The sequence below is a fragment of the Methanosarcina sp. DH2 genome (assembly GCF_020804225.1).
Lineage (GTDB): Archaea > Halobacteriota > Methanosarcinia > Methanosarcinales > Methanosarcinaceae > Methanosarcina.
Genome location: NZ_WJBI01000010.1, coordinates 32,775 through 56,257 on the forward strand (window position 1 = coordinate 32,775; position 23,483 = coordinate 56,257).

General features: G+C 44.5%; 23 protein-coding genes, 1 tRNA gene and 2 pseudogenes. 12 read left to right on the top strand and 14 right to left on the bottom strand.

Annotated features, from left to right (window positions below; genetic code table 11):
- The first annotated feature begins 253 nt into the window (after nt 1-253).
- From FXV91_RS11835 to FXV91_RS11880, 10 genes are all read left to right on the top strand, one after another.
- Nucleotides 254-892: an HVO_0476 family zinc finger protein gene (locus FXV91_RS11835; RefSeq protein WP_229390809.1), complete on the top strand. Its 639-nt coding sequence runs from the start codon at nt 254-256 to the stop codon at nt 890-892.
- Nucleotides 867-1,586, top strand: a complete 720-nt coding sequence (locus FXV91_RS11840; protein WP_345945510.1) for a protein-L-isoaspartate O-methyltransferase — start codon at nt 867-869, stop codon at nt 1,584-1,586. The genes FXV91_RS11835 and FXV91_RS11840 overlap by 26 nt, the downstream gene beginning before the upstream one ends.
- Before the next feature lie 148 nt (nt 1,587-1,734).
- Entirely contained in the window at nt 1,735-2,451 is a 717-nt protein-coding gene (locus FXV91_RS11845) for a protein-L-isoaspartate O-methyltransferase (protein ID WP_229390952.1), read from the top strand.
- A gap of 113 nt (nt 2,452-2,564) precedes the next feature.
- On the top strand, nt 2,565-3,029 hold the full coding sequence (locus tag FXV91_RS11850) for a bifunctional nuclease family protein (protein ID WP_229390811.1): 465 nt from the start codon (nt 2,565-2,567) through the stop codon (nt 3,027-3,029).
- Between the two features lie 620 nt (nt 3,030-3,649).
- The gene (gene hisF, locus FXV91_RS11855; protein ID WP_229390812.1) at nt 3,650-4,471 is read left to right on the top strand and encodes an imidazole glycerol phosphate synthase subunit HisF; all 822 of its coding nucleotides are present in this window, start codon (nt 3,650-3,652) and stop codon (nt 4,469-4,471) included.
- 96 nt (nt 4,472-4,567) lie between these two features.
- On the top strand, nt 4,568-4,855 hold the full coding sequence (locus FXV91_RS11860; protein WP_229390813.1) for a MazG nucleotide pyrophosphohydrolase domain-containing protein: 288 nt from the start codon (nt 4,568-4,570) through the stop codon (nt 4,853-4,855).
- A gap of 329 nt (nt 4,856-5,184) precedes the next feature.
- Nucleotides 5,185-5,586: a hypothetical protein gene (locus FXV91_RS11865; RefSeq protein WP_229390814.1), complete on the top strand. Its 402-nt coding sequence runs from the start codon at nt 5,185-5,187 to the stop codon at nt 5,584-5,586.
- A gap of 183 nt (nt 5,587-5,769) precedes the next feature.
- The gene (locus tag FXV91_RS11870; RefSeq protein WP_229390815.1) at nt 5,770-8,436 is read left to right on the top strand and encodes a DUF3656 domain-containing protein; all 2,667 of its coding nucleotides are present in this window, start codon (nt 5,770-5,772) and stop codon (nt 8,434-8,436) included.
- A 92-nt stretch (nt 8,437-8,528) separates the two neighbouring features.
- A complete protein-coding gene (locus FXV91_RS11875) occupies nt 8,529-8,978 on the top strand; it encodes a nucleoside 2-deoxyribosyltransferase (RefSeq protein ID WP_229390816.1) in 450 nt (149 codons plus the stop codon).
- A 151-nt stretch (nt 8,979-9,129) separates the two neighbouring features.
- Nucleotides 9,130-9,387 (top strand): pro-sigmaK processing inhibitor BofA family protein, encoded by a 258-nt coding sequence (locus FXV91_RS11880; protein ID WP_229390817.1) that lies wholly within the window; start codon nt 9,130-9,132, stop codon nt 9,385-9,387.
- Between the two features lie 102 nt (nt 9,388-9,489).
- Here FXV91_RS11880 and FXV91_RS11885 read toward each other — a convergent pair whose 3' ends face one another.
- The 14 genes and pseudogenes from FXV91_RS11885 to FXV91_RS11950 all read right to left on the bottom strand — a co-directional run bounded on the left by FXV91_RS11885 (nt 9,490) and on the right by FXV91_RS11950 (nt 22,669).
- On the bottom strand, nt 9,490-10,254 hold the full coding sequence (locus FXV91_RS11885) for a class I SAM-dependent methyltransferase (protein ID WP_229390818.1): 765 nt from the start codon (nt 10,252-10,254) through the stop codon (nt 9,490-9,492).
- 56 nt (nt 10,255-10,310) lie between these two features.
- Entirely contained in the window at nt 10,311-11,924 is a 1,614-nt protein-coding gene (lysS, locus tag FXV91_RS11890) for a lysine--tRNA ligase (protein WP_229390819.1), read from the bottom strand.
- Nucleotides 11,925-12,726: 802 nt separating this feature from the next.
- A complete protein-coding gene (locus tag FXV91_RS11895; protein WP_229390820.1) occupies nt 12,727-12,981 on the bottom strand; it encodes a hypothetical protein in 255 nt (84 codons plus the stop codon).
- Nucleotides 12,959-13,228 carry a hypothetical protein gene (locus FXV91_RS11900; protein WP_229390821.1) on the bottom strand — a complete coding sequence of 90 codons (270 nt, stop codon included), beginning with the start codon at nt 13,226-13,228 and terminating at the stop codon, nt 12,959-12,961. Before FXV91_RS11900 ends, FXV91_RS11895 begins: the two co-directional genes overlap by 23 nt.
- Before the next feature lie 298 nt (nt 13,229-13,526).
- Entirely contained in the window at nt 13,527-13,718 is a 192-nt protein-coding gene (locus FXV91_RS11905) for a hypothetical protein (RefSeq protein WP_229390822.1), read from the bottom strand.
- Nucleotides 13,711-15,114, bottom strand: a pseudogene (gene mtbB, locus FXV91_RS11910) ([dimethylamine--corrinoid protein] Co-methyltransferase). Before mtbB ends, FXV91_RS11905 begins: the two are co-directional and overlap by 8 nt.
- Nucleotides 15,115-15,175: 61 nt before the next feature.
- Nucleotides 15,176-15,325 (bottom strand): hypothetical protein, encoded by a 150-nt coding sequence (locus tag FXV91_RS11915; RefSeq protein ID WP_229390823.1) that lies wholly within the window; start codon nt 15,323-15,325, stop codon nt 15,176-15,178.
- 18 nt (nt 15,326-15,343) lie between these two features.
- On the bottom strand, nt 15,344-15,640 hold the full coding sequence (locus FXV91_RS11920; RefSeq protein ID WP_229390824.1) for a hypothetical protein: 297 nt from the start codon (nt 15,638-15,640) through the stop codon (nt 15,344-15,346).
- Nucleotide 15,641: 1 nt separating this feature from the next.
- Nucleotides 15,642-16,703, bottom strand: a complete 1,062-nt coding sequence (locus FXV91_RS11925) for a DMT family transporter (RefSeq protein WP_229390825.1) — start codon at nt 16,701-16,703, stop codon at nt 15,642-15,644.
- Nucleotides 16,704-17,213: 510 nt separating this feature from the next.
- A complete protein-coding gene (locus FXV91_RS11930) occupies nt 17,214-17,864 on the bottom strand; it encodes a B12-binding domain-containing protein (RefSeq protein WP_229390826.1) in 651 nt (216 codons plus the stop codon).
- 28 nt (nt 17,865-17,892) lie between these two features.
- Nucleotides 17,893-19,380, bottom strand: a pseudogene (gene mttB, locus FXV91_RS11935) ([trimethylamine--corrinoid protein] Co-methyltransferase).
- A 26-nt stretch (nt 19,381-19,406) separates the two neighbouring features.
- A complete protein-coding gene (gene mtbC, locus FXV91_RS11940) occupies nt 19,407-20,051 on the bottom strand; it encodes a dimethylamine corrinoid protein MtbC (RefSeq protein ID WP_229390953.1) in 645 nt (214 codons plus the stop codon).
- Nucleotides 20,052-21,087: 1,036 nt separating this feature from the next.
- Nucleotides 21,088-22,236 carry a (Fe-S)-binding protein gene (locus FXV91_RS11945; RefSeq protein ID WP_229390827.1) on the bottom strand — a complete coding sequence of 383 codons (1,149 nt, stop codon included), beginning with the start codon at nt 22,234-22,236 and terminating at the stop codon, nt 21,088-21,090.
- Between the two features lie 145 nt (nt 22,237-22,381).
- The gene (locus FXV91_RS11950; RefSeq protein WP_229390828.1) at nt 22,382-22,669 is read right to left on the bottom strand and encodes a hypothetical protein; all 288 of its coding nucleotides are present in this window, start codon (nt 22,667-22,669) and stop codon (nt 22,382-22,384) included.
- Here FXV91_RS11950 and FXV91_RS11955 point away from each other — a divergent pair.
- Both FXV91_RS11955 and FXV91_RS11960 read left to right on the top strand, forming a co-directional pair.
- The gene (locus FXV91_RS11955; protein WP_229390954.1) at nt 22,569-23,102 is read left to right on the top strand and encodes a CDP-alcohol phosphatidyltransferase family protein; all 534 of its coding nucleotides are present in this window, start codon (nt 22,569-22,571) and stop codon (nt 23,100-23,102) included. The two genes, FXV91_RS11950 and FXV91_RS11955, sit on opposite strands and share 101 nt — an antisense overlap.
- Before the next feature lie 182 nt (nt 23,103-23,284).
- Nucleotides 23,285-23,362: transfer RNA gene (locus tag FXV91_RS11960), tRNA-Pro, on the top strand.
- Nucleotides 23,363-23,483 lie beyond the last annotated feature (121 nt).

Consider the following 23,483-nt stretch of genomic DNA (forward strand, 5'->3'; position numbering starts at 1 on the left):
GATGATAAATGGATGATGGATGATAAATGGATAATAAATGGATGATAATAGGATAACAGTGTCCAGATTCCGGGCTCAATCTAAGGAACCATTTGCTTTTTTACTCTTTTCTGAGTCTTTTATCTTTATCTCGAATTTATTTTAAATGGGACTTTTCTGTCCTGACTTATTCTGAAGGTAAAGATATGGCAGGCGAAGACGTCACCGGAGAAGTTAAGTATTTAGTATCTTGAATCCATGTACTGATTAGACCATGACAAGAGAAATTGATATTGAGTGCCCTTCCTGTTCCCCGCGGGAGGAAGTTGCGCACGAAGTTCTGAAAGAAGGACAGAGCCCGCTTGTCCGCTGTATGAAGTGCGGCCAGGTGCACCCTGCAAAGATGAAAACCCCGAAAAACGTCAGCTTGAGGGTCATTGTTAGCAAGATGGACGTCTCAAATACCTTCAAAACCGATCTGGACTCCGAGACCGTCCTTCATGTGGATGACGAGCTCGTCGTTGATGACGAGGAAACAGGAATGGTATGCCCTATCCTGATCACCTCCATTGAAGCAGGGGGAAAACGTGTCAATGCAGGCAAGGCAGAAGGAATAGAAACAGTGTGGGGCAGGGCAATTGATGAAGTAACTGTAAAATTTTCCGCACAGGAAGGTACCGACAAAACGGAAGTAATAGAAAAACGTGTTCCCGGAGACTATGAGTTTGTAGTGGGAGCGGAGGAGAAAGTTGGAAACACCAGGCTTTTCATCACCAAAATAAAGGTAAGGGATGGACTGTTCAGGTCAAGAAAAGGCGATGTTGTATTTGCAAAATATGTAAAACGTATATTTGCCAGAAAGGGAAGAAGAGAAGGGTCAATACAGGGTGGGATCAGAAGAGGACCGTGGTAAAGAAAGCCACATCGAAAAAAAGGGAAGAAAAAAACAGGAAGACAAGGAAGAACTGCATAAACTCGAAGAGATGCGCGAGCGTCTCGTAAGAGGGCTTGAGATCCAAGGAACGAGCGAAAGAGTTCTCAAAGCCATGCTCAGGGTCCCAAGGCATATGTTTGTACCTGAATACGCGAAAAAGGGGGCTTACATTGATACGCCTCTGGATATCGGTTTCGGGCAAACTATATCTGCCCCTCACATGGTTGCTATCATGTGTGATCTCCTCGAACTTTCGGAAGGGCTAAAGGTTCTGGAGATAGGGACAGGATCGGGATATAACGCAGCTGTAATGGGGGAACTTGTAGGGAAGAGTGGGCATGTATACACTATTGAACGAATAGAATCACTTGTGAATTTTGCAAGGGAAAACCTGAATAAAGCAGGCTACGAAAATGTTACCGTACTGCTCGAAGACGGGTCCATTGGCTATTCCGGATATGCTCCTTACGACAGGGTAGCTGTGACATGCGCAGCTCCCGATATACCCAAACCTCTACTTGAGCAGTTGAAACCCGGAGGGATAATGGTAATTCCTGTTGGAAATTATGTTCAGGATCTTATCCGGATTAAAAAAGATAACGAAGGCAATGTACACAAAGAGACAAGAGGCGGGGTTGTTTTCGTACCATTGAGAGGCAAATTCGGATTCTAAAAAACCGAGGATATGGTTCAGATAGAAAAAATTGGAATACATGCCTTTTAATTGATAAAATAAAAGTTAGGGTGGGGTACTGAGGTCCAGAAAAGGCGACATTGTGCTTACAAAATATGTGAAACGAATTTTTGCCAGAAAGAAGGGGATGGTTCTGGTCAATACGATTTCTGAAAAGGACTATGGCAGGGACAGCAAGAGAAGAAAAAAAGAAGAAAAAGAATTCGAAAAGCTTCGCAAGCTCCTTGTAGAAAGGCTTAAGGATATCGTATTGGAAGAAAAAGTGCTCAAGGCTATGCTCCATGTTCCCAGGCACAGGTTTGTTCCGGAGTATGAGCAAAGAGCAGCTTATACGGACAGACCTCTGGAAATCGGATACGGGCAAACAATATCTGCCCCTCATATGGTTGCTATTATGTGTAAAATCCTGGAGCTTTCCGAAGGACATAAAGTCCTGGAAATTGGGGCAGGCTCCGGATATAATGCTGCAGTGATGGCAGAGCTCGTAGGAAAAACCGGACATGTATACACTGTGGAACGTATAGAACCTCTTGTAAATTTCGCAAGGAAGAACCTGGAGGAAACAGGGTACGATAATGTTACAGTATTACTTAAGAATGGATCAACGGGTTATCCCAGGTATGCACCTTATGACAGGATAGCTGTAACGTGCGCAGCTCCATCTATCCCTGAGACTCTGCTGGAACAGTTGAAGCCCGGGGGCATAATGGTGATTCCTGTAGGGAACTATTCCCAGGAACTTATAAGGGTTAAAAAAGACAGCAATGGCAATATACATAAAAAAAGAAAAGGTGAAGTTACCTTCGTGCCCATGCTCGGTAAACATGGCTTTCCAAAAAATTGAGAATGCAAAAATTTGATATTAGAAAAAGTCTGAAGCAAGGCTATAAGCATCTCTTTTAATAATCTTTAAAGAATTAAATAAGGTATTAATATATGTGAAATTAACTACTGGATATGGACATCGATAACTACGAGGATTTTGAAGAAATTCATGTCAAGGATGTCTATATAGTCGATGTTTTCAGTGACCCTACTCCTGTTGTACTTCTAGAGAATTTGAAAGGCGAGATGCTTCCCATATATATTGGACATCTGGAGGCTCTTTCAATAGGAAACGTGCTTAAGAATATATCTCCTCCTCGCCCGATGGCCCACGACCTCATGGTCAATATTTTCGACCGCCTGGAAATAAAGGTAGAGGGCGTAATGATCGATGATAAGGTGGACAAGGTCTATTATGCACGTCTCCTGGTAAGAAAGGACAATAACATAATGCAGTTCGATGCAAGACCAAGCGACTGCATTGCCCTCGCCCTCAGGGTGGGAGCCCCGATAAGGATTAGAAAAAAAGTGCTTGAATGTTCCGAAATAGAGATGTCCAGACTTGAAGGCGCACGTGTGATGAATATTTTCGGTTAGATCTCCCGAGTTTCGATTCCCTAGTTGCGATTCGGGAGCCCGCCGTCCTTTTCGCTCCACTTCGTTTCGCTCAAGAAGACTAACTTATGGATGAGTAACGTTACTTTTCTCTTTGTTCAGAGGGACTAAATTATAGATATTTTTACACGTGCAATTATTCTCTATCTTGTGTTGTTCCTATCACGCTCGACGCAGGAGAGCGGTCTTCCCCCAAAAAAGCAAAAAAGAAGAAAATAAAGAAAATAAAAGCAGGAAAGTAAAAACTGCTGAGGACTTTTGTGTAAGAACGATAATTTAACATATCAAATCGGCATAAATTTAGGTCTAATCTCTCTTTCAAATCTGTTTTTCTTCTTTTTTCGATTCTTCAGACAAGCTGGTGGAGGTGCTGATGTTTACCTGAATTAAAAACGGTTTCCGGGGTAAAGGAAAATATTCTCCTGGTTCTGAAGATATTCCTCCAGTATCCGTCTTTTAATTACGGTGCCGTCCTTTGGATCGCTTTTTATCTGGCTGGCAGGTCGGCCCAAGCCCGAGCGGCGCGAAAGAGAAATACGAAATCTCTTCTTCCGTTCAATTTCAATAAGCTTTTAATAACAGTTAACTTCATTATCCCTTAGATGCTCACCAAAAGAATCATACCATGCCTTGATGTGACCCTTGACAGGGCAGGCGGCTGTGTTGTCAAGGGCGTGGAGTTTGTGGACCTGAAAGAGGCCGGAGACCCTGTGGAGCTCGCCAAGCGCTATAATGAAGACGGCGCAGACGAACTTGTTTTCCTGGACATCACAGCTTCAGCTCACGGCAGGGAAACCATGATCGATGTGATTGAAAGGACTGCAGATGAGGTCTTTATCCCTCTTACAGTGGGAGGCGGGATCGGTTCGATTGATGCTATCCGCCAGATCCTCAGGGCAGGCGCGGATAAAGTTTCGGTCAACACTTCAGCAGTAAAGAACCCTGATTTTATCAAAGAGTCCTCTGACATATTTGGAGCCCAATGTATTGTTACTGCTATTGACTGCAGGCGAAATACAGATATAAAGAACAATCCCGGCAAAACTGTTCTGGAGCTGGAAGACGGGACCCCTGCCTGGTATGAAGTGGTAATTTACGGAGGCAGGGAAGCTACAGGGATTGATGCCGTGCAGTGGGCAAAAAGAGCAGAAGAACTGGGCTCGGGAGAAATCCTGCTTACAAGTATGGACAGAGATGGAACCTGTGCAGGCTACGATCTCCCCATTACAAGAAAGCTTTCTGAAGAGCTGGATGTACCAATCATCGCCTCTGGCGGAGTTGGAAACCCGCAGCACATCTATGAAGGTTTTTCAAAAGGAAAAGCAGATGCCGCCCTTGCAGCAAGCATATTCCACTTCAGCGAATATTCAATACATCAAGTAAAAGAATACCTGAAAGAGAGGGAAATCCCTATAAGGCTCTGAATTCGGAAAAAAACAGCAGGACACTTATCCGGCAGGATACTTTATTCAGGTTGTCGGCTCGCTTTAACAGAATAGAGGCAGGAAACAGGAGAGAATATGGAAATTTCTGAGTTTCAGAAGCTTATGTATGAACTCTACGCCCATAACGACAAAAGGAGGGGTGGAAAGGCTACGATGCTCTGGCTGGTTGAGGAAGTAGGAGAACTTGCCGAAGCTATTCGCAGAGAAGAACCTGAAAATATAGAAGAGGAACTTGCGGACTGCTTTGCCTGGATAGGGGCTCTTGCCAACCTCTATGGAGTCGATCTTGAAGAAGCTTTCTTTAAAAAGTATCCCGGTGTCTGCCCTACTTGCAGGCAAAAGCCCTGCGTCTGCATTGACTGAGTACGCATAAGTGCAGAGTGGTGTATTATTCAAGCATTTATTTATTCAAGCATTTATTTTGTTCAAGCAGAAGATCCTGATAATTGGAACCTTGCAGTCAAGAGCAATAATCCGATAATTCCTATGACTATAATCTTTCAAGGTCCCTGATTATCCAGGAATATATTTTTAAGAACTTTAGTTTATCCGGCGCCTCTATTATTTCAACTGTTACGTATTCTATCAGGTAGAGGCTCACTTTCAGATATTTTGAGATACTTTTTTATTTATTAGAGGCAATCTCTTGTTCGGAATTTATCTGGATTGTTTATTTATCGGGGTAATCGAAGATGTCAGAAACAGAAACTATCGAAACTCTTGAAGGGTTACAGTTGAAGATCCTGAACAACACCGGTGAGAACTTTGTGCTTCAGGCTCAGAAAATTGAGAAGGGAAAATACAAAAAAGGCCACCTTGCTCCGGAAAAAGTCGGATCTTATGAGGAAGAGATCTTTGAACTCATTGCATGCGAAGGAAGTTGCGAGGGCGGGGCGGATATCGAAGGCTGGATTAAATACGGGATAGGGTGCTCAGAAGGGTTCTTCAAGATACACTTCAAGTACATTGGAAAGCAAGATAAAGTTAGCTATTCCTGTGAATCCCATATGCACGATGGAAAAATACTTTGCGAAACCTCAAAAGATAAGAAGAGCGATAGGATCGTGACCTGGATAATAGGACCAAAGGCATAACTCGAAAAAACGTTATATCGGACTTGTCCGGTAATTCCTTAATCTACACCTGTTATTATTTTTTCCTTTTATTATTTTTCCTTTTCATTTTTTATCTTCCCAATTTTAATTTCAGTACCTTAAATTTTCCAGCAGGAAAGGATGCCAAAGATTAATTAAGAGCATACTCTGTAATCCCATCTGATGAAGCCTGCAAAACCTGAACTGCTGGCTCCAGCTGGCGGCATGGAAGCCCTTATGGCAGCCGTAGAAAACGGAGCCGATGCTGTGTATCTCGGAGCCAGGGCTTTTAGCGCCCGGGGATATGCATCCAATTTTTCAGAAGAAGAACTTGAAAAAGCCATTGATTATGCCCATCTAAGGGGCGTGAAAATATACGTAACTGTAAACACCCTGCTCAAAGAAAGGGAAATGGAAAGGGCTCTTATATTGCTTTCCCGTCTGAGAGAAATGGGGACAGATGCGATTATCATTCAGGACATTGGGCTTATTTCCCTTTCCCAAAAATACCTGCCTGACCTTCCCCTGCACGCAAGTACACAGATGACTTTGCACAATAGCGAAGGAATCGGGTTTGTAAAAGAGCTGGGAATCGAAAGGGTTGTGCTCTCAAGGGAAGTTTCGCTTGAAGACATAAGAAAGATAAAAGAAAAAAATGATGTGGAGATAGAGGTTTTCGTACACGGAGCCCTCTGCATTTCCTATTCAGGGCAGTGCCTCCTGAGCAGCCTTATAGGGGGAAGAAGCGGAAACAGGGGATACTGTGCCCAGCCGTGCCGCAAAAAGTACAGGCTGTACTGTGCAGGAAAGCAGATAAAAACAGCCGGCAGTTATCTTTTAAGCCCTAAGGACCTTAACACGACCTCAGGCCTCGGAGCCCTTATAGAAGCCGGGATAGAGTCCTTCAAAATAGAGGGTAGGATGAAAAGGCCGGAATATGTTGCAGGTGTTGTTAGGATCTACAGCCGCCTGATTGACAGTTACCTGAAAAACCCTGCCGGTTATTCGGTTTCTGAAGACGAGCAGGAAACCCTTACCCAGCTTTTTAACCGCGGCTTTACCTCAGGATATTTTTTTGGAAACCCGCGCGGAAAACTTATGAGCCGGGAAAATCCACATAACCGCGGCATTCCTGCAGGCACGGTTATTAGCTATGACAGGCGTACGGAACGCATCCGTGTAAAACTTTCGAACTCCCTTCGCCTGGGAGACGGTATAATGGTCGAAAATGCCGAGACAAGGCCTGAAGACAAAGGAAAAATAATATCCTCAATGTATTCTGAAAAGGGCCCTGTATACAGTGCAGGAAAAGGAGAAGTCATAGAGATCCCCTTTGATTCGAGGGCGCCATCAGGAAGCATGGTTTACAGGACCCATGACAAGAAGCTTATGGATTCCCTTAAAAAAGAAAGCGAATCCGGATCTTTGAGGCCCAGGATTCCGTTATTTCTCACGGTAACCCTTTCCCCGGGAAAACCTGCCAGGCTCGAGATAAAGGACAGCGATTCAAATACAGTGACAGTTGAATCCGAATATCTGGTCGAGAAGGCTGAGAAACTGCCAACCTCAAAAGCTCAGGTAGAAAAACAGCTTACAAAACTTGGAAATACGATTTTTGAGGCATCAGGACTTAACGTGAATATAGATAAGGATATTTTTATTCCAGTGGGGCAGCTGAACGATCTGAGGACGAAAGCGGTTTTACAGCTTGAAAACCTGCGCGTATCAAAATGGAAGCGGAAACCTCTCGAAAATCTGCAGCTCCTTGCACCTGGAGAAAGAAAGGCAAAGGAAATAGAGGAAACAAAGGGAACAAAGGGAACAACGGAGACAGAGGAAATAAAGGAAGCAGAAGAAACAAAGGGAACAACGGAGATAGAGGAAACAAAGGAAATAGAGGAAATAAAGGAATTAAAATCCCAAAAACTTCCGGGAAAGCCTTTGCTCTCAGTTTCCGTGTATTCCCTCGAAGGGCTTGAAGGGGCTCTTGCAGGCGGAGCAGACTGCGTTTACTTCGGAGAGGGGCTTTTTAGAAGGCCACAAACAACAGGAAAAGAGAAAAACTCCGAAGTGGAGGAATCCTCCTTTAGATGCCTTGATTCCAGATTTGAAAGTGCTGTTCTGAAAGCCAAATCTGCAGGCAGAAAAATCTATTTCAATACTCCTAAAATAGTGAAGGATTCCGAGATGAAGCAGGTTGAGGAGACCCTTTCCAATGTCTTAAAGTTAGGAGCTGACGGTGTCCTTGTTTCAAACCTGGGTACATTTAACCTCGCAAAAGAAAAAAAGATCCCGTTTATTGCAGACAGTCCCCTGAATATCTATAACGGTCATACATTTGCCCTTCTCTTGCAGAAAGGGGCAGAAATGGCTGTGATTTCTCCCGAATTGACGCTTGAAGAGCTCAAAGAAGTGGCTCCTCACGGACCTGCAGAGTGTGTTGTCCACGGCCGTCTCGAACTGATGGAGTCCGAACACTGCCTCGCAGACGGGCTGCTCGGGAAAGAAGGAAACCATTGCAGTGCTCCCTGCACCTCAGGAAACTTTACGCTGGTAGATGAGAAGAATTACGAATTTCCCCTGCTCATGGACTATCAGTGCAGAACCCATCTCCTGAACTCAAGATCCCTCTGTATGCTTGAATATGTCCCTGCATTTATAGAAAGTGGAATCTCAAGCCTGAGAATTGAGACTCTCGGAATGGATAATGCAGAAGAAATCAGGAGAATTACAGGAAAATACAGGAAAGCAATTGATGCATTTTGTGAGAGAGGAGATAGGGCAAAGGAAAAATGTGAGGATATCGGAAAAGGTTTTACCACGGGGCATTACTTCAGAGGCGTGCAATAAGAGGACTGAAACAGATAAAAAACAAACAAAAACAGTCCGAAAAACAGACAAAAAAGCTGTGTGGTATAGCAGATAAAAAGGGTGGTAGGATAATGGAAAAAAAGAAAGTTGCAGAACGTCAGAACCCGAAAATTTTCCTGTCAGGCTCGATCAGGGGAGGAAGACAGCTTCTTGAGACATATCGGTTTATGTACGCTGCCCTCGAGGAAGCAGGAGCAGAAGTGCTTAGCTGGCATGTTGCAGACCCAGATCTGGAAGAAAACGAATCAAAAATGACTGAACAGGACATTTATGATAGAGACATGGGGCTGCTTGCAAAAAGCGATGCTCTGATTGCAGAGGTGACAGTACCGTCTACGGGCGTGGGCTATGAAATATGCAGGGCGCTTGACCGGAAAATTCCTGTGCTCTGCCTGCATAGGCCCGATGCTGTAGTCTCTGCAATGGTGCTTGGGAACCCTTACCCTGCGCTGGATATACGAGCTTATTCAAACGAGTCAGTACTTAATGAAATTATTATAAAATTTGTCCGGGCTCTATGAGGGAAAAAATGCCGTAAAATAGTGTACCTCTCTCAAATAAAAAAGATCGGTAGCCATTTTCAATTATGTCTGGCACAAATTCCCAAAAAGCCATAACTGGTTCAGAAAACTCAGTGATAAATATAAATAATTTGAACACTATGTATAATCTATGGTAGTCGGAGTTCCCGAAATCTCAGTATTAATCCTGGCAGCTATAGCAGCGTTTGTGCTGTACAAAATGCTCAAGACTGCCACCAGCCTTGCAATAAATGCAGTGCTTGGGATCTTAGCCCTGATAGTAGCAAAATTTTTGCTAGGACTTGAAATCGCAATCACCTGGGTAGCAGTCCTGGTCTGCGCAATAGGAGGTATTTTCGGAGCCCTTGTAATAATTGTGCTTAATTACCTTAAGCTAGCTTTTATATGAAAATAAAAATAAAGTATTCAGGTTGTTTTTAAAGTTATATAGAGGGTCTGGAACGGCAAAAAACAGATGAGTAGAAAGATTCAGAGAAAGTATGAGTTAAGTTCAAAGTTTCCGGAAAACTCCCCTGACCATATGCCGTTGATAAGATTTCCCTCTAAAAGTTTTCTCTTTTATTACATTTTCCAGTTCAAGGACTTCAAACCCGCAGAAAAGTTCCTTTACCTCTTCTTCAGTAAAATAATGGTAAATTATCCCGTTTTGACGGACAAAAGTTTTTTCTTCAAATGGGCTTGAAGGCTCTCCTCCACAGCGCATATCCTCACAGCCGAACGCCTCGAAAAAAACGAAACCTTCACAGCAGAGAAGGCGCAAGAATTCCCTGACAGCAGCTTGCCGCTCTTCTTTAAAAAGGTGCTGGAGTACACCATAACAGAGAATTCCGTCAAATGAGCCGGATTTGAAAGGAAGGGCATGCACACTTGCTCCAAGATGTTCTGCAAACCTGCCGCTTCTCGCAAGCTGCGTACGGGAACTTCCAAGAGCGGTTAAGGAAATATCAGCCCCGACCGAAGTATAATGCCTTGAAAGCTCTCCAAGGTACCTTCCATTCCCCGAACCTGCATCCAGGACTCTCACTTCTGGCGCAAGATAAGCCTGCAGACTCCGGATAGACGCTGGGCCCCCCCATTTTAGGTGGACATATTCCTTATCCCAGGCAAGGAAGTGCTCTTTTGAAGAGCCTGCAGGCTTTTTCACCGGTTCATCTGTATTATTTGGTTCATCTGTATCCTTTGTATCTACCGTGCCGGTCATCTCTGTGTCCGTGATACCCATACCCTTTATGATCTCTGCATCATCTATTTCCATATTTGTCTGTCTTTTTCCACGTCTACTTTTCTTTTTCCATACCCATCTGACTTTATTTATGAGCGTTTTTCAGGGATGTATGTTGAAGCTTCCCTGAACCGGGTTATAAGGAAGTCCTTCTCAAAAGAAGATAAGAACCAGCCTGCTTTTGGGCCCGAGCTCTGCCCGAGAATTGAGGTATAGATCGCTTTGAAAAGGTCTTTAGGGTCTACCTGTGGGACCGGTTCATTTAACTTTTCCGTGATCAGCCCGTTCAGTTCAGAACCTTCATCTTTTGCGGAATATACCAGCATATGGTATTCCTCTCCGCTGATCTCTCCTCTCGCTTCAATAAGGTCTGCAAAAGCCCCAAGGAAGGCTTTCTGGAGTTCCGAAAGGGTAGCTGCCTGCACAGGCACTCTCTCTTTTACACTGAACCTGGCAAAAGGCGGAGCATAGAGTTCAAGCCATCTGGAGACATTATCTACAAGTTCCCTGATACACTTTTCATCTTCAATTGAAAAGCCTGAACGTTTTACGATCTTCAGCACCTGCTCGAAATCCCCCCTGGCAACCTGGTAGATTGTTACCATCTGCTTGAAAGGAATTTCCGGATGGCAGATGCCAGTTGCCCTGGAGAGTTCGTAAATCCTCTTTTCAAAGTCTCCAAGGGAGGGGTCATTTTCCCGGAACTTATCTCTGAGCCGCTCGTATTCGTCCACCATTGTAAGGAGAGGCTGCCCAGGGTCGAACTGGATATGTTTTTCAGGTTTTGTACGGATAATCAGGTAACGGAGGACTTCGGGAGGCACCACCTCAAGCATATCAGAAATAGAGACAACCACTCCCGTAGAAGAAGACATCGCCCCTTGTTTTCCAAGCATTATCCACTCGTAGACTATAGGATAGGGAGGTTCGTGTCCGTAGATTTCCCTTACTATTCTCTTTCCTGTATCATAGGAGCCGCCTCTTGAAGCGTGGTCTTTTCCGAAAGGCTCGACAGTTACCCCGAGAACAGCCCAGCGGGCAGGCCAGTCCACTCTCCAGGTAAGCTTTCCCCCTCCTGTCATCGGCACCGTCCCTGAGTGCCCGCAGGCACAGACGTAATCCACAGTTTCGGCTTCCAGATCAAACCCTGTGACTTTTGTGGTCGTTATTTTCCCGCACTCGTTACAGCGGGGGTTAAAAGGGCTCCATTCTTCTGCGACTGTTTTTCCAGAAACCTCTTCAAGGATTTTTGCAATTTCGTCCCTTTTCACAAGGGCGGACTTTATCGCTTCGGTATACATTCCTGCCCTGTACATTTCGGCCGCCCTGTAGACCTCGGGGTTGATGCCAAGGCGTCTGAGTGCTTCAAGGAAAGGCTTCAGGAAATGCTCAGCGTAATTTGCACATTCCCCGCATGGGCAGGGAACCTCTGAAATGGGTTTTCCCACATGCTCGGCATAACTTTCTGGAAGGAAAGGGTAAACCTTACGCAGCGGGTCATAATTATCGGCAATGTAGATAAAACGGGCATCTGCTCCCCTGTCAAGGAGAGCACGATAAGCAGCATCAGCAGTCACTACCTCCCTCATATTGCCTATATGGATGTGTCCGGAGGGAGTGATTCCAGTGGCAACAAGGTGCTTGCCACTCTTATTTAACGCGTCTTCGGCTATGACGTCTGCCCAGTGAATTGTGTCAGCCATGGTTCTCACCAGAATATAAGATAAACCGTAGAATCAGGTATGAAGACAAGAAATCAGGATCTTTTCATTCATTTATCTACAGGTTTGGATTTCCTGCATAATTATCGTATCAACTGATAAACTTTGGGCTGGCAATGAAAACCCTGAAAGTACTTGATTTCTTTCCATTTCAGGGCACAGGGAACCAAAGAGAATGAAAGACAGAAAAACAGAAAAAAAGGTAGAGACTGGTAAATTAAAGAAGGAAAGGATGAAACAGGGAAAAAAGAAAGAGAGAATCAACTCAGGGAGACAAAAAAAGGAAAAAAAGTAATGGAGGTTCAAAGGCAAATTGTTTCAGGAGTCTACAGAATTACGGAGATTTAAAATGGCGCTTTACAAGGCAAATCAAGTAAATTTGATTTACCAATAAATAAAAGCACGTATAAATATATAAATTTATCGTATTTAGTCGATTACGTCCTTAAAAAAAATATAATTACAGAACAACCAGACTAAAAACAACTAAACCGGAAATCCGAAATGAAAACTGTTCAGACCCGAAGGAAAAACTGCAAATTGGAAAAACAAAGAAGAATGACTGCAAAAAAATAAAAAGGGTTTGAAATATAATAATCCGTTGAAATAGCAGTTTCTAAAACCCGGGCTTCAGTACAGTTTTATAAAAAAAACTCTGTTGAAACCAATCAAATCATGATGCTTTCTTTTTAACTCTCAGCTAAGCAGTGTAAACCTATTTTACCATTAATGTAGAAAGATAACCGTTCCTGTAAAAAATAAGGCTAAAAAGCAGCACTTAAGGCTAAAAACAGCGTTTTTTCAAAGAAAAGAACATATAATCCAGATAAAGCTGCATGTCAGATTCAGTTGCTCCAGAAACTTTTGCAAGTGATGTGGATTTTGCCTTTTCTTGACCAATATACGTATTGTTATCATCTGACTGTGTACTGATGAATGCCGCATAGTTTTCCGCATCATAGTTGTAGCTTAAAATATCTCCCATAGATGCATCAATATCATAATCATATTCAGTGTTAACTATAAAATTCGATTTCATACTCCGGTCTGCCATCATCTGTGTCAGGTTTTACCGTGAAAAAAGTGACATTAGCTTCTGCAAGTCCGGCATGAACAAGAGCGATTTCCTTTGCTCTGTCTGCAGTCATACTATCCGTACTGTTAATAATTTCATCTATATAGGAGTTTATAGAAACTATAGAGTATATTATTTCATCAGCAGTGCCGGGTGTCGTATCGTCTGTAGCCGCACAACCAGCAGCACTTATTGCTAATACACTGACCATTAATATCGTAAATAGTGTTTTTTTCACTAAAATACTTCGAGATATAATTTTGTTTTCGTAGAAAGAGGAGTTTTTAATTTTAGAGACATAAGTGTTACTATTAAAATCAAAGTTTGTACTTCAAGATCAAAAATCAATTGTTATCTGATACTTGTCGAAAGCAGTGTGTGAACATGAAAACCTGTTTTCAAAAGAAAAAGGCATGAACCAGAGCCCTTTCCTCGCTTCTGAAGGAAGCAGGCAGGAGTAAGTCACCAGAGATCAAAAAGAAACAAGCGAAAAGAATCCAATAAGACATTCAATAAAAAGAAAATGGAAAGGACGGCAGAGATTCATCCCCGGAATACGGATCGGGAAGGAAATTTCCAGAGCGGTTTTCCGGAGATATGAAAGCATTTTTGAGGGCTGTTCCCGTTTTTTGCTTCCTGCCGTTTTTCCATTTCATGGACGAAGGTACAGGCCGAAGCCTGAACCAGTCCATCTTAAGCAATCTGTCTTCTGAAAAGATTACAGGAGTTTATCTTGACATCGAGAACTTTCTCGATATTCATTTTTGCAGCAATGCCCTTTGCGGCACCCGGGACTGAGGTGATCACGCCAATATCGAGCTCTTCACGGAGTTCGCGCATAAYGTGCTCATCTGAGAGATCCATTGTGTCAACACTGAGCTTCTTTGCCACATACTCTTTTGCTTCTTTTATCCTCATGTTCTTTGAGAATTCCATCCTTGCTACAAGGTCTCCGGCTGCTCTCATACCTGTCATACCTGAAGCCATTATGTGGGAGATCGGCATACCCAGAGGGTCGCCGACCCCGACCTATATGCCGTCTACGCCGGCAATCTCGACCATTGCCTTGCTTGCCCTTGTAACGGCATCGATTGGGGGAGTCTCAAGCATCGGAATTCCGCCCACACCCATACCCATATCAACGTGACAGGGGATAGTGGACGCTTCAACCGCTGCCTTCATGAAAGTTACTGCCCGTGCCAGGTTCCACGGAGAAGTCTTGCTGGTGTTTGTGTTGCATACAGGTCCGAAGACATTTGCTCCTGCCTTTGCAACAAGTGGAGCCTGCTGGTGTGGCCAGAGCCCTGCAAGGGTCACGCCGTCATACTGCAGGTTTCCGTGCATACCAAGCACGCATTCTCCAGCCATACCGGCTTCGATGTACATGTCAGGGAATTCCTTCCTGAGGGCTTCGATTGCGTGCAGGGTTCCGTACATGTCAGCGTCGCCTGCTGCAGCCGTTGTGTCAAAGTTAACACCATCCGCACCCGAGGCAAAGAGCTTCTGCATAACCCAGACAGTGTCCCTTGTAAGGTGCTCGGCTGCATGTTCCATGGAGTCCCAGGCTTCCTGAATTTTGAAAGCCTTCATCAAGTCACCAGGGTTTTCGAAAGGCCCGTCAGGAGTGTAGTAGAGTCCCATGTTAGGCATTGCACCGTAGAAGAGAGGGATAACCATGTTCTGCTGGCAGACTTCCATTGCCTGGCATTCGTTTGAGACCACGGGTTTTACAGGTTTGTAGCTGTAGTCAATGTGCCCGAGTTCCATTGTGTCGGCGCCAAAAGCTCTCTCGTGCATCATGCAGCCGACAAGCCGGCTTGAGGGAATACCTACGCCACTGTTCCCCTGGTCGCCGTCAAGTCTCAGAGTCCCGATATCGTGAGTTACAGGCACTTCCATGCCGTGTTCCACACTGACTGCCTTTCCGGGCATCATAAGGATTTCTGCAAGCTTGTCGACTTCATCGGCACTCAGACCGGAGATCTCACCGAGGTCGGCGGCATTTGCCACACCTGCCTCAAGTTCCTCTACGATCTTTTCTTTTGTAAGGAAGATACGTTTCCCGTCTCCCATTCTCAAAGCATATTCAGTTGCCATTTCTTCACCATTTATGTTGTTTATTAGTATTAGATCTGGAATAGCTATATTCTGTTGGGGTTCAGAACTTAGACACGAAAGTCCTTGCCTGCCATAGAGCAATTACTGCCAGAACCAGAATCAGGACCATCCACATGACATGCCCGGCGGGTATGAAGGAATTTGCCCAGTAAGCGTTGTAAGCTTCAAGAGCTGCTGCTGTTTGTGTCATTTTTTTATCCTCCGTTGATTACACATACCTCAGGCAGGCGTCAGAGCCACGGGCTTTTCCAAAATCGGTGATCATATATTTGTGCAGTAGGAAATCTTTTTTGTAGACCCCTGCCTCATCGACTTTCTGCTCGACATCTTTTAGCATCCCTCCGGATGCCAGTTCAATAATATCGAAGTTGATGCTGTCCCTGCCATATGCACTCTTCATATTGTATTCTTCCTGGATCTTTGAGACAATCTCATAGTTCCAGTGTTCCTTTCCATCCAGCAAAAGTTCCAGGATCCTGAACTTAATAGGTCGGTTTCCACTCATCTTATTCGCCTCTCAGGGTTTCGAGTTCACTTGCATCTTCAGTGAACATAATGAAGCTGCCAGCAATACAGAGCGTGCCGCCGACAAGAATAGTCCACTGCGGAACATCCCCGAAGAAGAGGAAAATAAATATGACCGCGCAGAACCCGTAAAGGTTTCCTATACCCTGACCTCTTCCAACCCCGATAAGTGGGAAAGATTTGTACCAGGTAACATAACAGAAACCAAATGTTATACCTGCAAAGACCAGGACCAGCAGAGTTAGAGGTTCAAAAGCCTGGAATGCAAAGGAATACATCGGGAACCCAATGAGTGCCAGGATAGGCACAATAATGATCCACCAGATGACGTTTTCTCCGAGGAAACGTAAGGTCAATCCTGCATCAGGCTCTGCAATATCAAGCCCTTTGCCTGCGATAGCGCCTTCAATGCCCCAGCCAGCAGCGGCCATCAAACCTCCGAGGTACCCGATCCACTGAACGTTGCCAGACGAAAGTTCTGTAAGAAGTCCACCACCGTAGATAGAAATACCTCCGAGGACGATAACCCCGATACCAATTGCTGCCCTCTTTGAAATCTTTTCTCCATACCAGTAGTAGGCAAGAATCGAGCCCACGACAGGGTAAAGAAGTCCGGCAACAGCTGCAAATGCTCCACCTATAAATCCCATGGCAATAAAAGAACCGAGGATTGCCAGAGGACCACCGAAAATAGAGGCAAGGAAGAACCATTTGGAACACGGGTGGAATTCCTTGAGAGTTCGGCCAAGTTCCCCGTATTTACCAAGCACTCCGTTCCAGAGCATAAGAGCGACCATAACGGCAAGCGCATTGAAAGCAGTAATCAGCACAGCAGTTACAACCAGGGATACACCGTCCCCACTTGTTGCGGCAATGGCGCTGTACATTTCATCGAACGGGTTAAGAACCCACACAACGGTCCCTGGCAAATACCAGACACCCCAGAATAAAGCACAGAAAAAGGCCCACATGTACCCTTTACTGATCTTTCGTTTATTTTCCTGTTTTTTTAAGGCTTTTAAATCCACGGAAAATCCCTCCATTTTTCAAAGTGCTGTAGAATTCCCTCAGGGCAGGAGTCCGTCTCAGCCCTATTCCACAGCCTGAAAGCACAGTTTGCGAACCCTTTACGGGCATATTATATCTCAGGGAATTATACTTACTGTAATATTTAATTTAGGAACTATACTCTTTGGCTTACTGTATATAAATTTAACTACAGTAGTGGCTTGCCATTTTTTTCTCCGTTTTTTATCCGTTTTAACTGCAGTTTACAGGCATTTTGACAATTGCTTTAAGCTTTCATTTTAGACAATTGTTATAGCTTTAAAATTGTCAGTTTGTTGCCGCAGATCAGCATATCTACCTGATATAATAATGAACAGGCTCACTGCACAGCCTTTTCATAATTGCTTATTCCCGTGAGTTATGACCGGATTTGCAGAGTTTTTTGCCTATACCCTCAGCTATCGGTTTCGCAAAACTGTACAAAATAAAATGGGGCAGAAAATGCATTTGATAAAATCTTTTGCATTTTCTGCTTATTGAGCCTTTTAAAGTAAGGCTGCTTTTACCTTGCTGACGACATCAGTGGCACTTTCCCCATAGAGATCTGCGCCGATCTTGTCAGCCCAGTCCTGGGTAACGGGTGCGCCTCCGACCATGGTCTTGATCTGTCCGCGGATACCTGCTTCTTTTAGCTGTTCCTCGATCTGGATCTGGTTGACCATGGTAGTGGTCATAAGGGCGGAGGATGCGACTATCTGTGGTTTGAGTTCCTTTGATTTTTCAACAAAGGTCTTTATTGGGACATCTCTTCCGAGGTCCACTACGTTAAAGCCTGCAATATTGAGCATGGAGGCAACAATGTCCTTTCCTATGGAGTGGATGTCACCTTCGATAGTTCCTATGACAACGGTTCCAAGGCTCTTGGTCTGAGATTTGCGCTTTTCCATTTCCGGCTTGATGACTTCCATGCCTGCATTCATCGCTTCGGCAGCTGCAAGCACATGGGGCAGGAAAAGGGTTCCCTGTTCGAACTGCTCTCCAACTTCCTGCATGCCTGCGGTGAAACCTTTTTCAATGAGCTCTACAGGGTCAATCCCTGCAACAAGGGCTTCCCCTGCGATTTCTGCTGCGAGTTCATCATCAAAATCTGTAATTGCGTCTTTTGCTCTTGCAATAATGTCTTCTTTGCTTGCCATTTTTAGATCTCCTGATATCCTGATATAATTACTCGCCTCTGAAAGCTTTGTCAGCTCTGTCAACGACTGCCTTCATGTTCTTGAGGGTGTCTGCATCAACCAGTTTGACTACATGGTTCTTGAGAACATCTACTACTTTGTCATGTGCGGCGGCTGCGAGGTCCTTTGATCCGGCTGCTGCCCAGTCCCCGAACATGCGCCTGTCTATGAGCATTGGGTCAGACGGATAGTTCACAAGCATCCTGGTCTGTTTGAGTGCAAGGAAGTTGTTTCCGATGCCTACTTTCTGGATAGACTCGACTGCAAGGGTTTCCTCATTTACAGGGACTCCCTGAAGGACTTTTTTGGTCATCTTGATGATGTCGTTGTCAATAACGAGCTGTTCCATGGAGAAAGTCATACCAAGCTCAAGCATCCCGGCGCCGTAGAGGGTGTTTGCCCCTGCGAGGGCGGGAAGGAGGCAGGTAAGGGTCTTCTCGTGTCCAGCCTGGCTGTCCGGGACCTTTGCATCAGACTAGGTGCCTGCCACGAATGCGGGGAGGCCATAGAACTGGGCGAGCTTTGCGACGGATGCGCTAATCAGGCCGAGTTCGGGAGATCCAACGGGAGCAGTACCCTTCTTCAGGTCGAAGGTGGTAGTGGAACTTCCGTACCATACTTTGGTTCCGGGTACTGTAAGCTGAGCGAGAGTGATACCTGAGAGTACTTCGGCGTTGTGGGTAACAAGGGTCCCTGCAAGGTATACAGGAGAAGAACCACCTGACATTGCCATACTCAGGACGTTTACAGGCATTCCGAAACGTGCGCCTTTGATAATGACCTGGCATGCGTTAACGCTGAGCTCAAGAGGGCTTGTCGGGCAGACCAGCATGGAGAAGATTGGCTTTTTCCTTGCTTCTTCTTCATTGCCGCCGTAATAGGCATTTACGATGTCCCGGTAGTATTCGACATTTTCGCCGACAGGGTCAATGTGGTGGAAATGCTTTGAGGTGTTGGTGATAGCAGTGAAGGTCTCGTGGACGTCCTGGGCACCCTGACCTGCAATATCTCTTGCGGAAACAGGGAGAGAGAAGTAGTCGATATTTTCTGCCCAGTCACAAAGCTTTGCAATGTCTGCAATGTCCTGTTCTACGGAGTCAACGGTTACGTACTTGCCGTCCTCGTACTTGCACATCTTAACGCCAGTACCGAAACAGGTCCAGTGCACTTTACCGCCGGCTTCCTGGACGGTATTGTGCTTCTTGTCGCGGCCCCAGAGGACAAATCTGGAAGGAGCGAGCTGAAGAGCTCTTCTTACAAGATATTCAGGGATTTTTACAACATTAGTCTGTTCGTTTACTTCACAGCCATTTTCCTTGAAGATCTGCCTTGCCTCGGGATCAGAGACCTGGATACCGGGGTCCATCAGAACTTCCATTGTGGCGTAGTGAATTGCTTTGAGTTCGTCAGTGGTAAAAAGGTTTAATTCTACACCGTTAAGTGAGTTGAATCCTGCAACTGCATTATTTTTTGCCATTTTTGTGACCTCCGAATAAGAATGATTTAAACGAGCAGTTCTTTTGCCTTTGCAACGGCTTCGCTTGCGTTTTCGGCATAACAGTCTGCGCCGATCTTGTCAGCCCATGCCTGGGTTGCGGGTGCGCCTCCGATCATGACCTTTACTTTTTCTCTCATGCCTTCTTCTTTGAGAAGTTCGATAACTCCTCTCTGGCCTGGAAGAGTTGTGGTCATGAGGGCAGAAAGTCCGATCATGTTAGCATTGACTTCTTTTGCCTTCTGGACAAAGTTCTTGATCGGGACATCACGGCCGATGTCATGCACTTCAAAACCGGCAGACTGGAGCATTGTGGACACAATAGATTTGCCAATGTCATGGACATCGCCTTCTACGGTACCGTTCACAATGACGCCCATCTTTGAGCTGGCAGAGCTTTCAGGCATAAGATCCTTAAGGGCTGCAACTCCGGCAGTCATTGCATCGGCAGCCATCATCACATGGGGTAAGAAAAGTTTGCCTCTTTCAAAGAGGACCCCAACCTGGTTCATGCCTGCTGCAAGTCCGTTTTCAATTATTTCGGAGGGATCCAGTTCTCCTTTAGCCTTTTCGACGGCAGCGAGTACCGCATCCTTTTTACAGGTGATTACAGCGCCTGCAAGTTCCTGAAGCAATTCTTCTTTGCTAATAATGCATCCTCCGTGTTAGTTTTTAAACTATGGAGACCTCTCGACCAAAACTATCACGAATAACCATGATCATTTGGACTGCAAGCTCACGCTATACGAGCCATGAGATGCACGAGAAGTAACTCATGATTACCATGGGTGGGAAACCAGGATTACCACAAGCGAAACTACAAAATCATGAAGGATTCATGATTGTCATGATTGGGGTTCATGAGTATTTTAGCAGAGGGAGGATTTTTGGTGCCATTTTAAATCCCGTCTGTTTAACTCATCTTCACAGATGTCTCCAGATTAAACTTCTCTTTACTGGTATAAATATTTTGTTAAAAAAGAGAACTCAAAACCAAGGGTTCTATATATAATTTTTGGTTTTAACTTTTTGAAAGGAGTATTCGGGAAAGAATTTAAGAGAATAAACGAAAAATATAAATATCAAACATTAAAGATGGCCTTTTAAAGGTATGTGAAAGAAGGAAAATTAAGGAAATCATTGTAAGAGATTAGAGAAACTACAAACATAATATAATTTTCGTTCTTCAATGTGCAAGATAAAAATTAAGGCTACTGAGATTGTTTTTTACAAGAACTTCAAACAATATGTTAGATTGGCGATCAATTATTTCTTTTTTTGAACATTGTTTTTTTTATTTCCCGGAGCCTGAACACAATTGAGGTAAGGGAATAGGAAGAAAGAGAAAATAATATATAATAGAAATTTTACTGAGCCAGATTTTGATTACAATTCCGTGCCTATAGAAGAAAAGAATGATCTAAAACTCTGGTGTGCCAGAAAGAAATACTTTACTAATAAAAAGTCGAAGACAGAAGAAATAATAAAGGTAAGAAATAATAATGAAAATAAATAATAAATGGAATAAATAATGAACGGAAGGAATAATAAATGGAAGAAATAATAAATGGAAGAAATAATAAAGGGAATAAATAATAAACAAAATGAATAATAAACGGAAGGAATAATGACTTGAAACCCAGGTGTATAAAATAAGAGGAAAATTTGAAAGAAAAGAGTAAAGAGGACTTATGAAAAGTCCGGTTCTTTATAATCCAAAATACATAAGCTGTAAGCCCTATTTACAAACTCGGACATTTTCTGATCTTCCCGTCGTATTTTTATACCGCAAGCAAGGGCAAGGTATTCAGCAAGGTCAAAAACCTTTGTTTTCCTATCCTTTCCGGCTTCGATAAGGTTCTGCATGCAGCCCCCGCAGTTAGTTATGATCACGTCACACCCTAGTTTCTCGGCAACCCGGTAGCGGTCCGAAGCCACTGACAGGGACTCGGAAGAATAATTGACCCTTACCCCTCCACCAAAACCGCAGCAGGCTGAATTTTCAGGGGTTTTATTTGAGAGCTCAGTGCCCGGGATATTCTCGAGAACGTTTCTTGCTTCCCTGTAGACCCCCATGCCCCTTGTAAGGTGACAGGGATCATGGTAAAAAGCTCTGTGTTTGAGAGTAGTTTCCGGAATAAGTTTGCCCTCCTTTAAAAGACGTTCTAGGTACTGCGAGACCTGCAGCACCTCAAAGTCCAGTTCCCCAAACATCCTAGGGTAGATATCCTTAAAAGCCCTGAAACATCCCGGACAGGCAGTGATAAGGATTTTCGCCCCTCTTCTCCTGACCTCATCGATATTTTGCTGCCCGTGCCTGCGGAGAGGGCCCGAATCTCCTGCGCCTGCAGACACTGCCCCGCAGCAGTACTCAAGCCCACTAAGGACAGTGTAATTGATCCCTGCCTTTTCTAGAAGAGCAACTGAAGCCTGTGCCATGCATTTGTTAATATAGGTGCCTGCGCAACCAGGGAAATACACAACAGAGCCCGGACCACTCCTGTATTCAGGTATTTCATCCATTTCTGCAATTTTTTTGAAGATATTATTTTCAGATTCAGGGTCCACTATAGTCTGCCTGTCCGTAAGGCCATTTTCACTTACCCATTTCTGCCGGGCGGGAGAGATCAGTGGCTTGATTCCCAGTTCTTCAGGGCAGGCAGAAACACAGAGCCCACAGGTAAGGCAGCGCAGCAGAGATTCGGGATCGATATTTGAAGACCCGTCCAGATACCTGTAAAGTCGGTCAAGCAAACTGAAGTCATCGTACCGAGGGCAGACTTCAAGACACTGCCCGCACTGCGTACATTTTTCCCGGTGTTCTTCCACTATATTCATATTTTAACTCCATATCATTTTAAACTCATGAGACTTTATTCTTATAGCGATCCTTAAAACCTCTTTCTGGAGAATTCCATCCCTGCAAACCATTCAACAAGGCAATCAATCACGAAGACTGCCTTTAAAAATATAGAGGAATATCTTAATGGGGCTTAGAACCCTGGCGTCCAGATATCTTTCGGAAAAAGATAAGACTAATATCCAAAGGCGCAGTAACAATAGCCAGATAAAAGGAAGGGATTGAAATATTTGACGACTTAAAAAACAGTGCAAGAGAAATTGTAATTCCTCTAGCCCGTACAATACCACTCTCTCCAAACACCCTTACCCTGCTGGGTTTTGCAGTAAGCGTAGCTGCCGGAGCTGCATTTGCCCTGGGAAAACCTTTTGAAGGAGGGCTCCTGATCCTCTTCAGCGGAGTTTTTGACATCCTTGACGGGGGAGTCGCAAGAGCAAAAGACAGGATCACTCCTTTCGGAGGCGTGCTTGACTCGGTATGCGACCGTTATTCAGACGGGCTCATGTTTCTCGGAATAATGGCAGGAGCGATAAACGGGAGGCTTATACTTCCCCAGATCATGGGAATTGACGGATGGCTCTGGTCAGGTTATGCCCTCATAGGTTCTTTTCTGGTAAGCTACACTCGCGCCCGTGCAGAATCTGCAGGCTGCAGGAAGCTGTCTGTCGGAATTGCCGAACGCACGGAAAGGATGCTCATCCTGGCTTTCGGCGCCCTTTCAGGATTTCTTGGTTGGGCACTTCTTCTGATAGCGATATTCTCGCACATCACCATGATCCAGAGAGTCCTGCGGGCAAAAAGCATATTGAGCAAGCCGTTGGAACCCGGTATCCAGAAACCATAAGCTGAAAAATCCCTGAAAGGGCTCGTGTAAAAAACACAGGTTAATAATTGGAAAAACAGCAAGAGTAAAATGCTGGCTATTCTCTACCGATACTCATTTATACTACATGTTTAATTACAATAGTTGGTTGATGGCAAGTAAGGTAAAATCCTTTGTCATCGAAGAAATATAATCTGCTCTGCGGGGCCGTAGGGTAGCTTGGTCCATCCTGCAAGACTGGGGGTCTTGCGACTTGAGTTCGAATCTCAACGGCCCCACCATAATTCCATTCCGCTATTTTAGATATCCTGCTTCAGACATTATTACGTATTTTGTTACAGATTTTACAATTACCTGCCCTGTTGTGCAATTTTGTTTTTCAGAACCCGTATCGTTACTGCC

Coding starts and splice junctions, on each gene's coding strand:
- FXV91_RS11835 (WP_229390809.1), top strand. CDS start 254: ATGACAAGAGAAATTGATATTGAGTGCCCTTCCTGTTCCCCGCGGGAG.
- FXV91_RS11845 (WP_229390952.1), top strand. CDS start 1,735: ATGGTTCTGGTCAATACGATTTCTGAAAAGGACTATGGCAGGGACAGC.
- FXV91_RS11850 (WP_229390811.1), top strand. CDS start 2,565: ATGGACATCGATAACTACGAGGATTTTGAAGAAATTCATGTCAAGGAT.
- hisF (WP_229390812.1), top strand. CDS start 3,650: ATGCTCACCAAAAGAATCATACCATGCCTTGATGTGACCCTTGACAGG.
- FXV91_RS11860 (WP_229390813.1), top strand. CDS start 4,568: ATGGAAATTTCTGAGTTTCAGAAGCTTATGTATGAACTCTACGCCCAT.
- FXV91_RS11865 (WP_229390814.1), top strand. CDS start 5,185: ATGTCAGAAACAGAAACTATCGAAACTCTTGAAGGGTTACAGTTGAAG.
- FXV91_RS11870 (WP_229390815.1), top strand. CDS start 5,770: ATGAAGCCTGCAAAACCTGAACTGCTGGCTCCAGCTGGCGGCATGGAA.
- FXV91_RS11875 (WP_229390816.1), top strand. CDS start 8,529: ATGGAAAAAAAGAAAGTTGCAGAACGTCAGAACCCGAAAATTTTCCTG.
- FXV91_RS11880 (WP_229390817.1), top strand. CDS start 9,130: ATGGTAGTCGGAGTTCCCGAAATCTCAGTATTAATCCTGGCAGCTATA.
- FXV91_RS11885 (WP_229390818.1), bottom strand. CDS start 10,254: ATGGAAATAGATGATGCAGAGATCATAAAGGGTATGGGTATCACGGAC.
- lysS (WP_229390819.1), bottom strand. CDS start 11,924: ATGGCTGACACAATTCACTGGGCAGACGTCATAGCCGAAGACGCGTTA.
- FXV91_RS11895 (WP_229390820.1), bottom strand. CDS start 12,981: ATGAAATCGAATTTTATAGTTAACACTGAATATGATTATGATATTGAT.
- FXV91_RS11900 (WP_229390821.1), bottom strand. CDS start 13,228: ATGGTCAGTGTATTAGCAATAAGTGCTGCTGGTTGTGCGGCTACAGAC.
- FXV91_RS11915 (WP_229390823.1), bottom strand. CDS start 15,325: ATGACACAAACAGCAGCAGCTCTTGAAGCTTACAACGCTTACTGGGCA.
- FXV91_RS11920 (WP_229390824.1), bottom strand. CDS start 15,640: ATGAGTGGAAACCGACCTATTAAGTTCAGGATCCTGGAACTTTTGCTG.
- FXV91_RS11925 (WP_229390825.1), bottom strand. CDS start 16,703: ATGGAGGGATTTTCCGTGGATTTAAAAGCCTTAAAAAAACAGGAAAAT.
- FXV91_RS11930 (WP_229390826.1), bottom strand. CDS start 17,864: ATGGCAAGCAAAGAAGACATTATTGCAAGAGCAAAAGACGCAATTACA.
- FXV91_RS11945 (WP_229390827.1), bottom strand. CDS start 22,236: ATGAATATAGTGGAAGAACACCGGGAAAAATGTACGCAGTGCGGGCAG.
- FXV91_RS11950 (WP_229390828.1), bottom strand. CDS start 22,669: ATGTCAAAAACTCCGCTGAAGAGGATCAGGAGCCCTCCTTCAAAAGGT.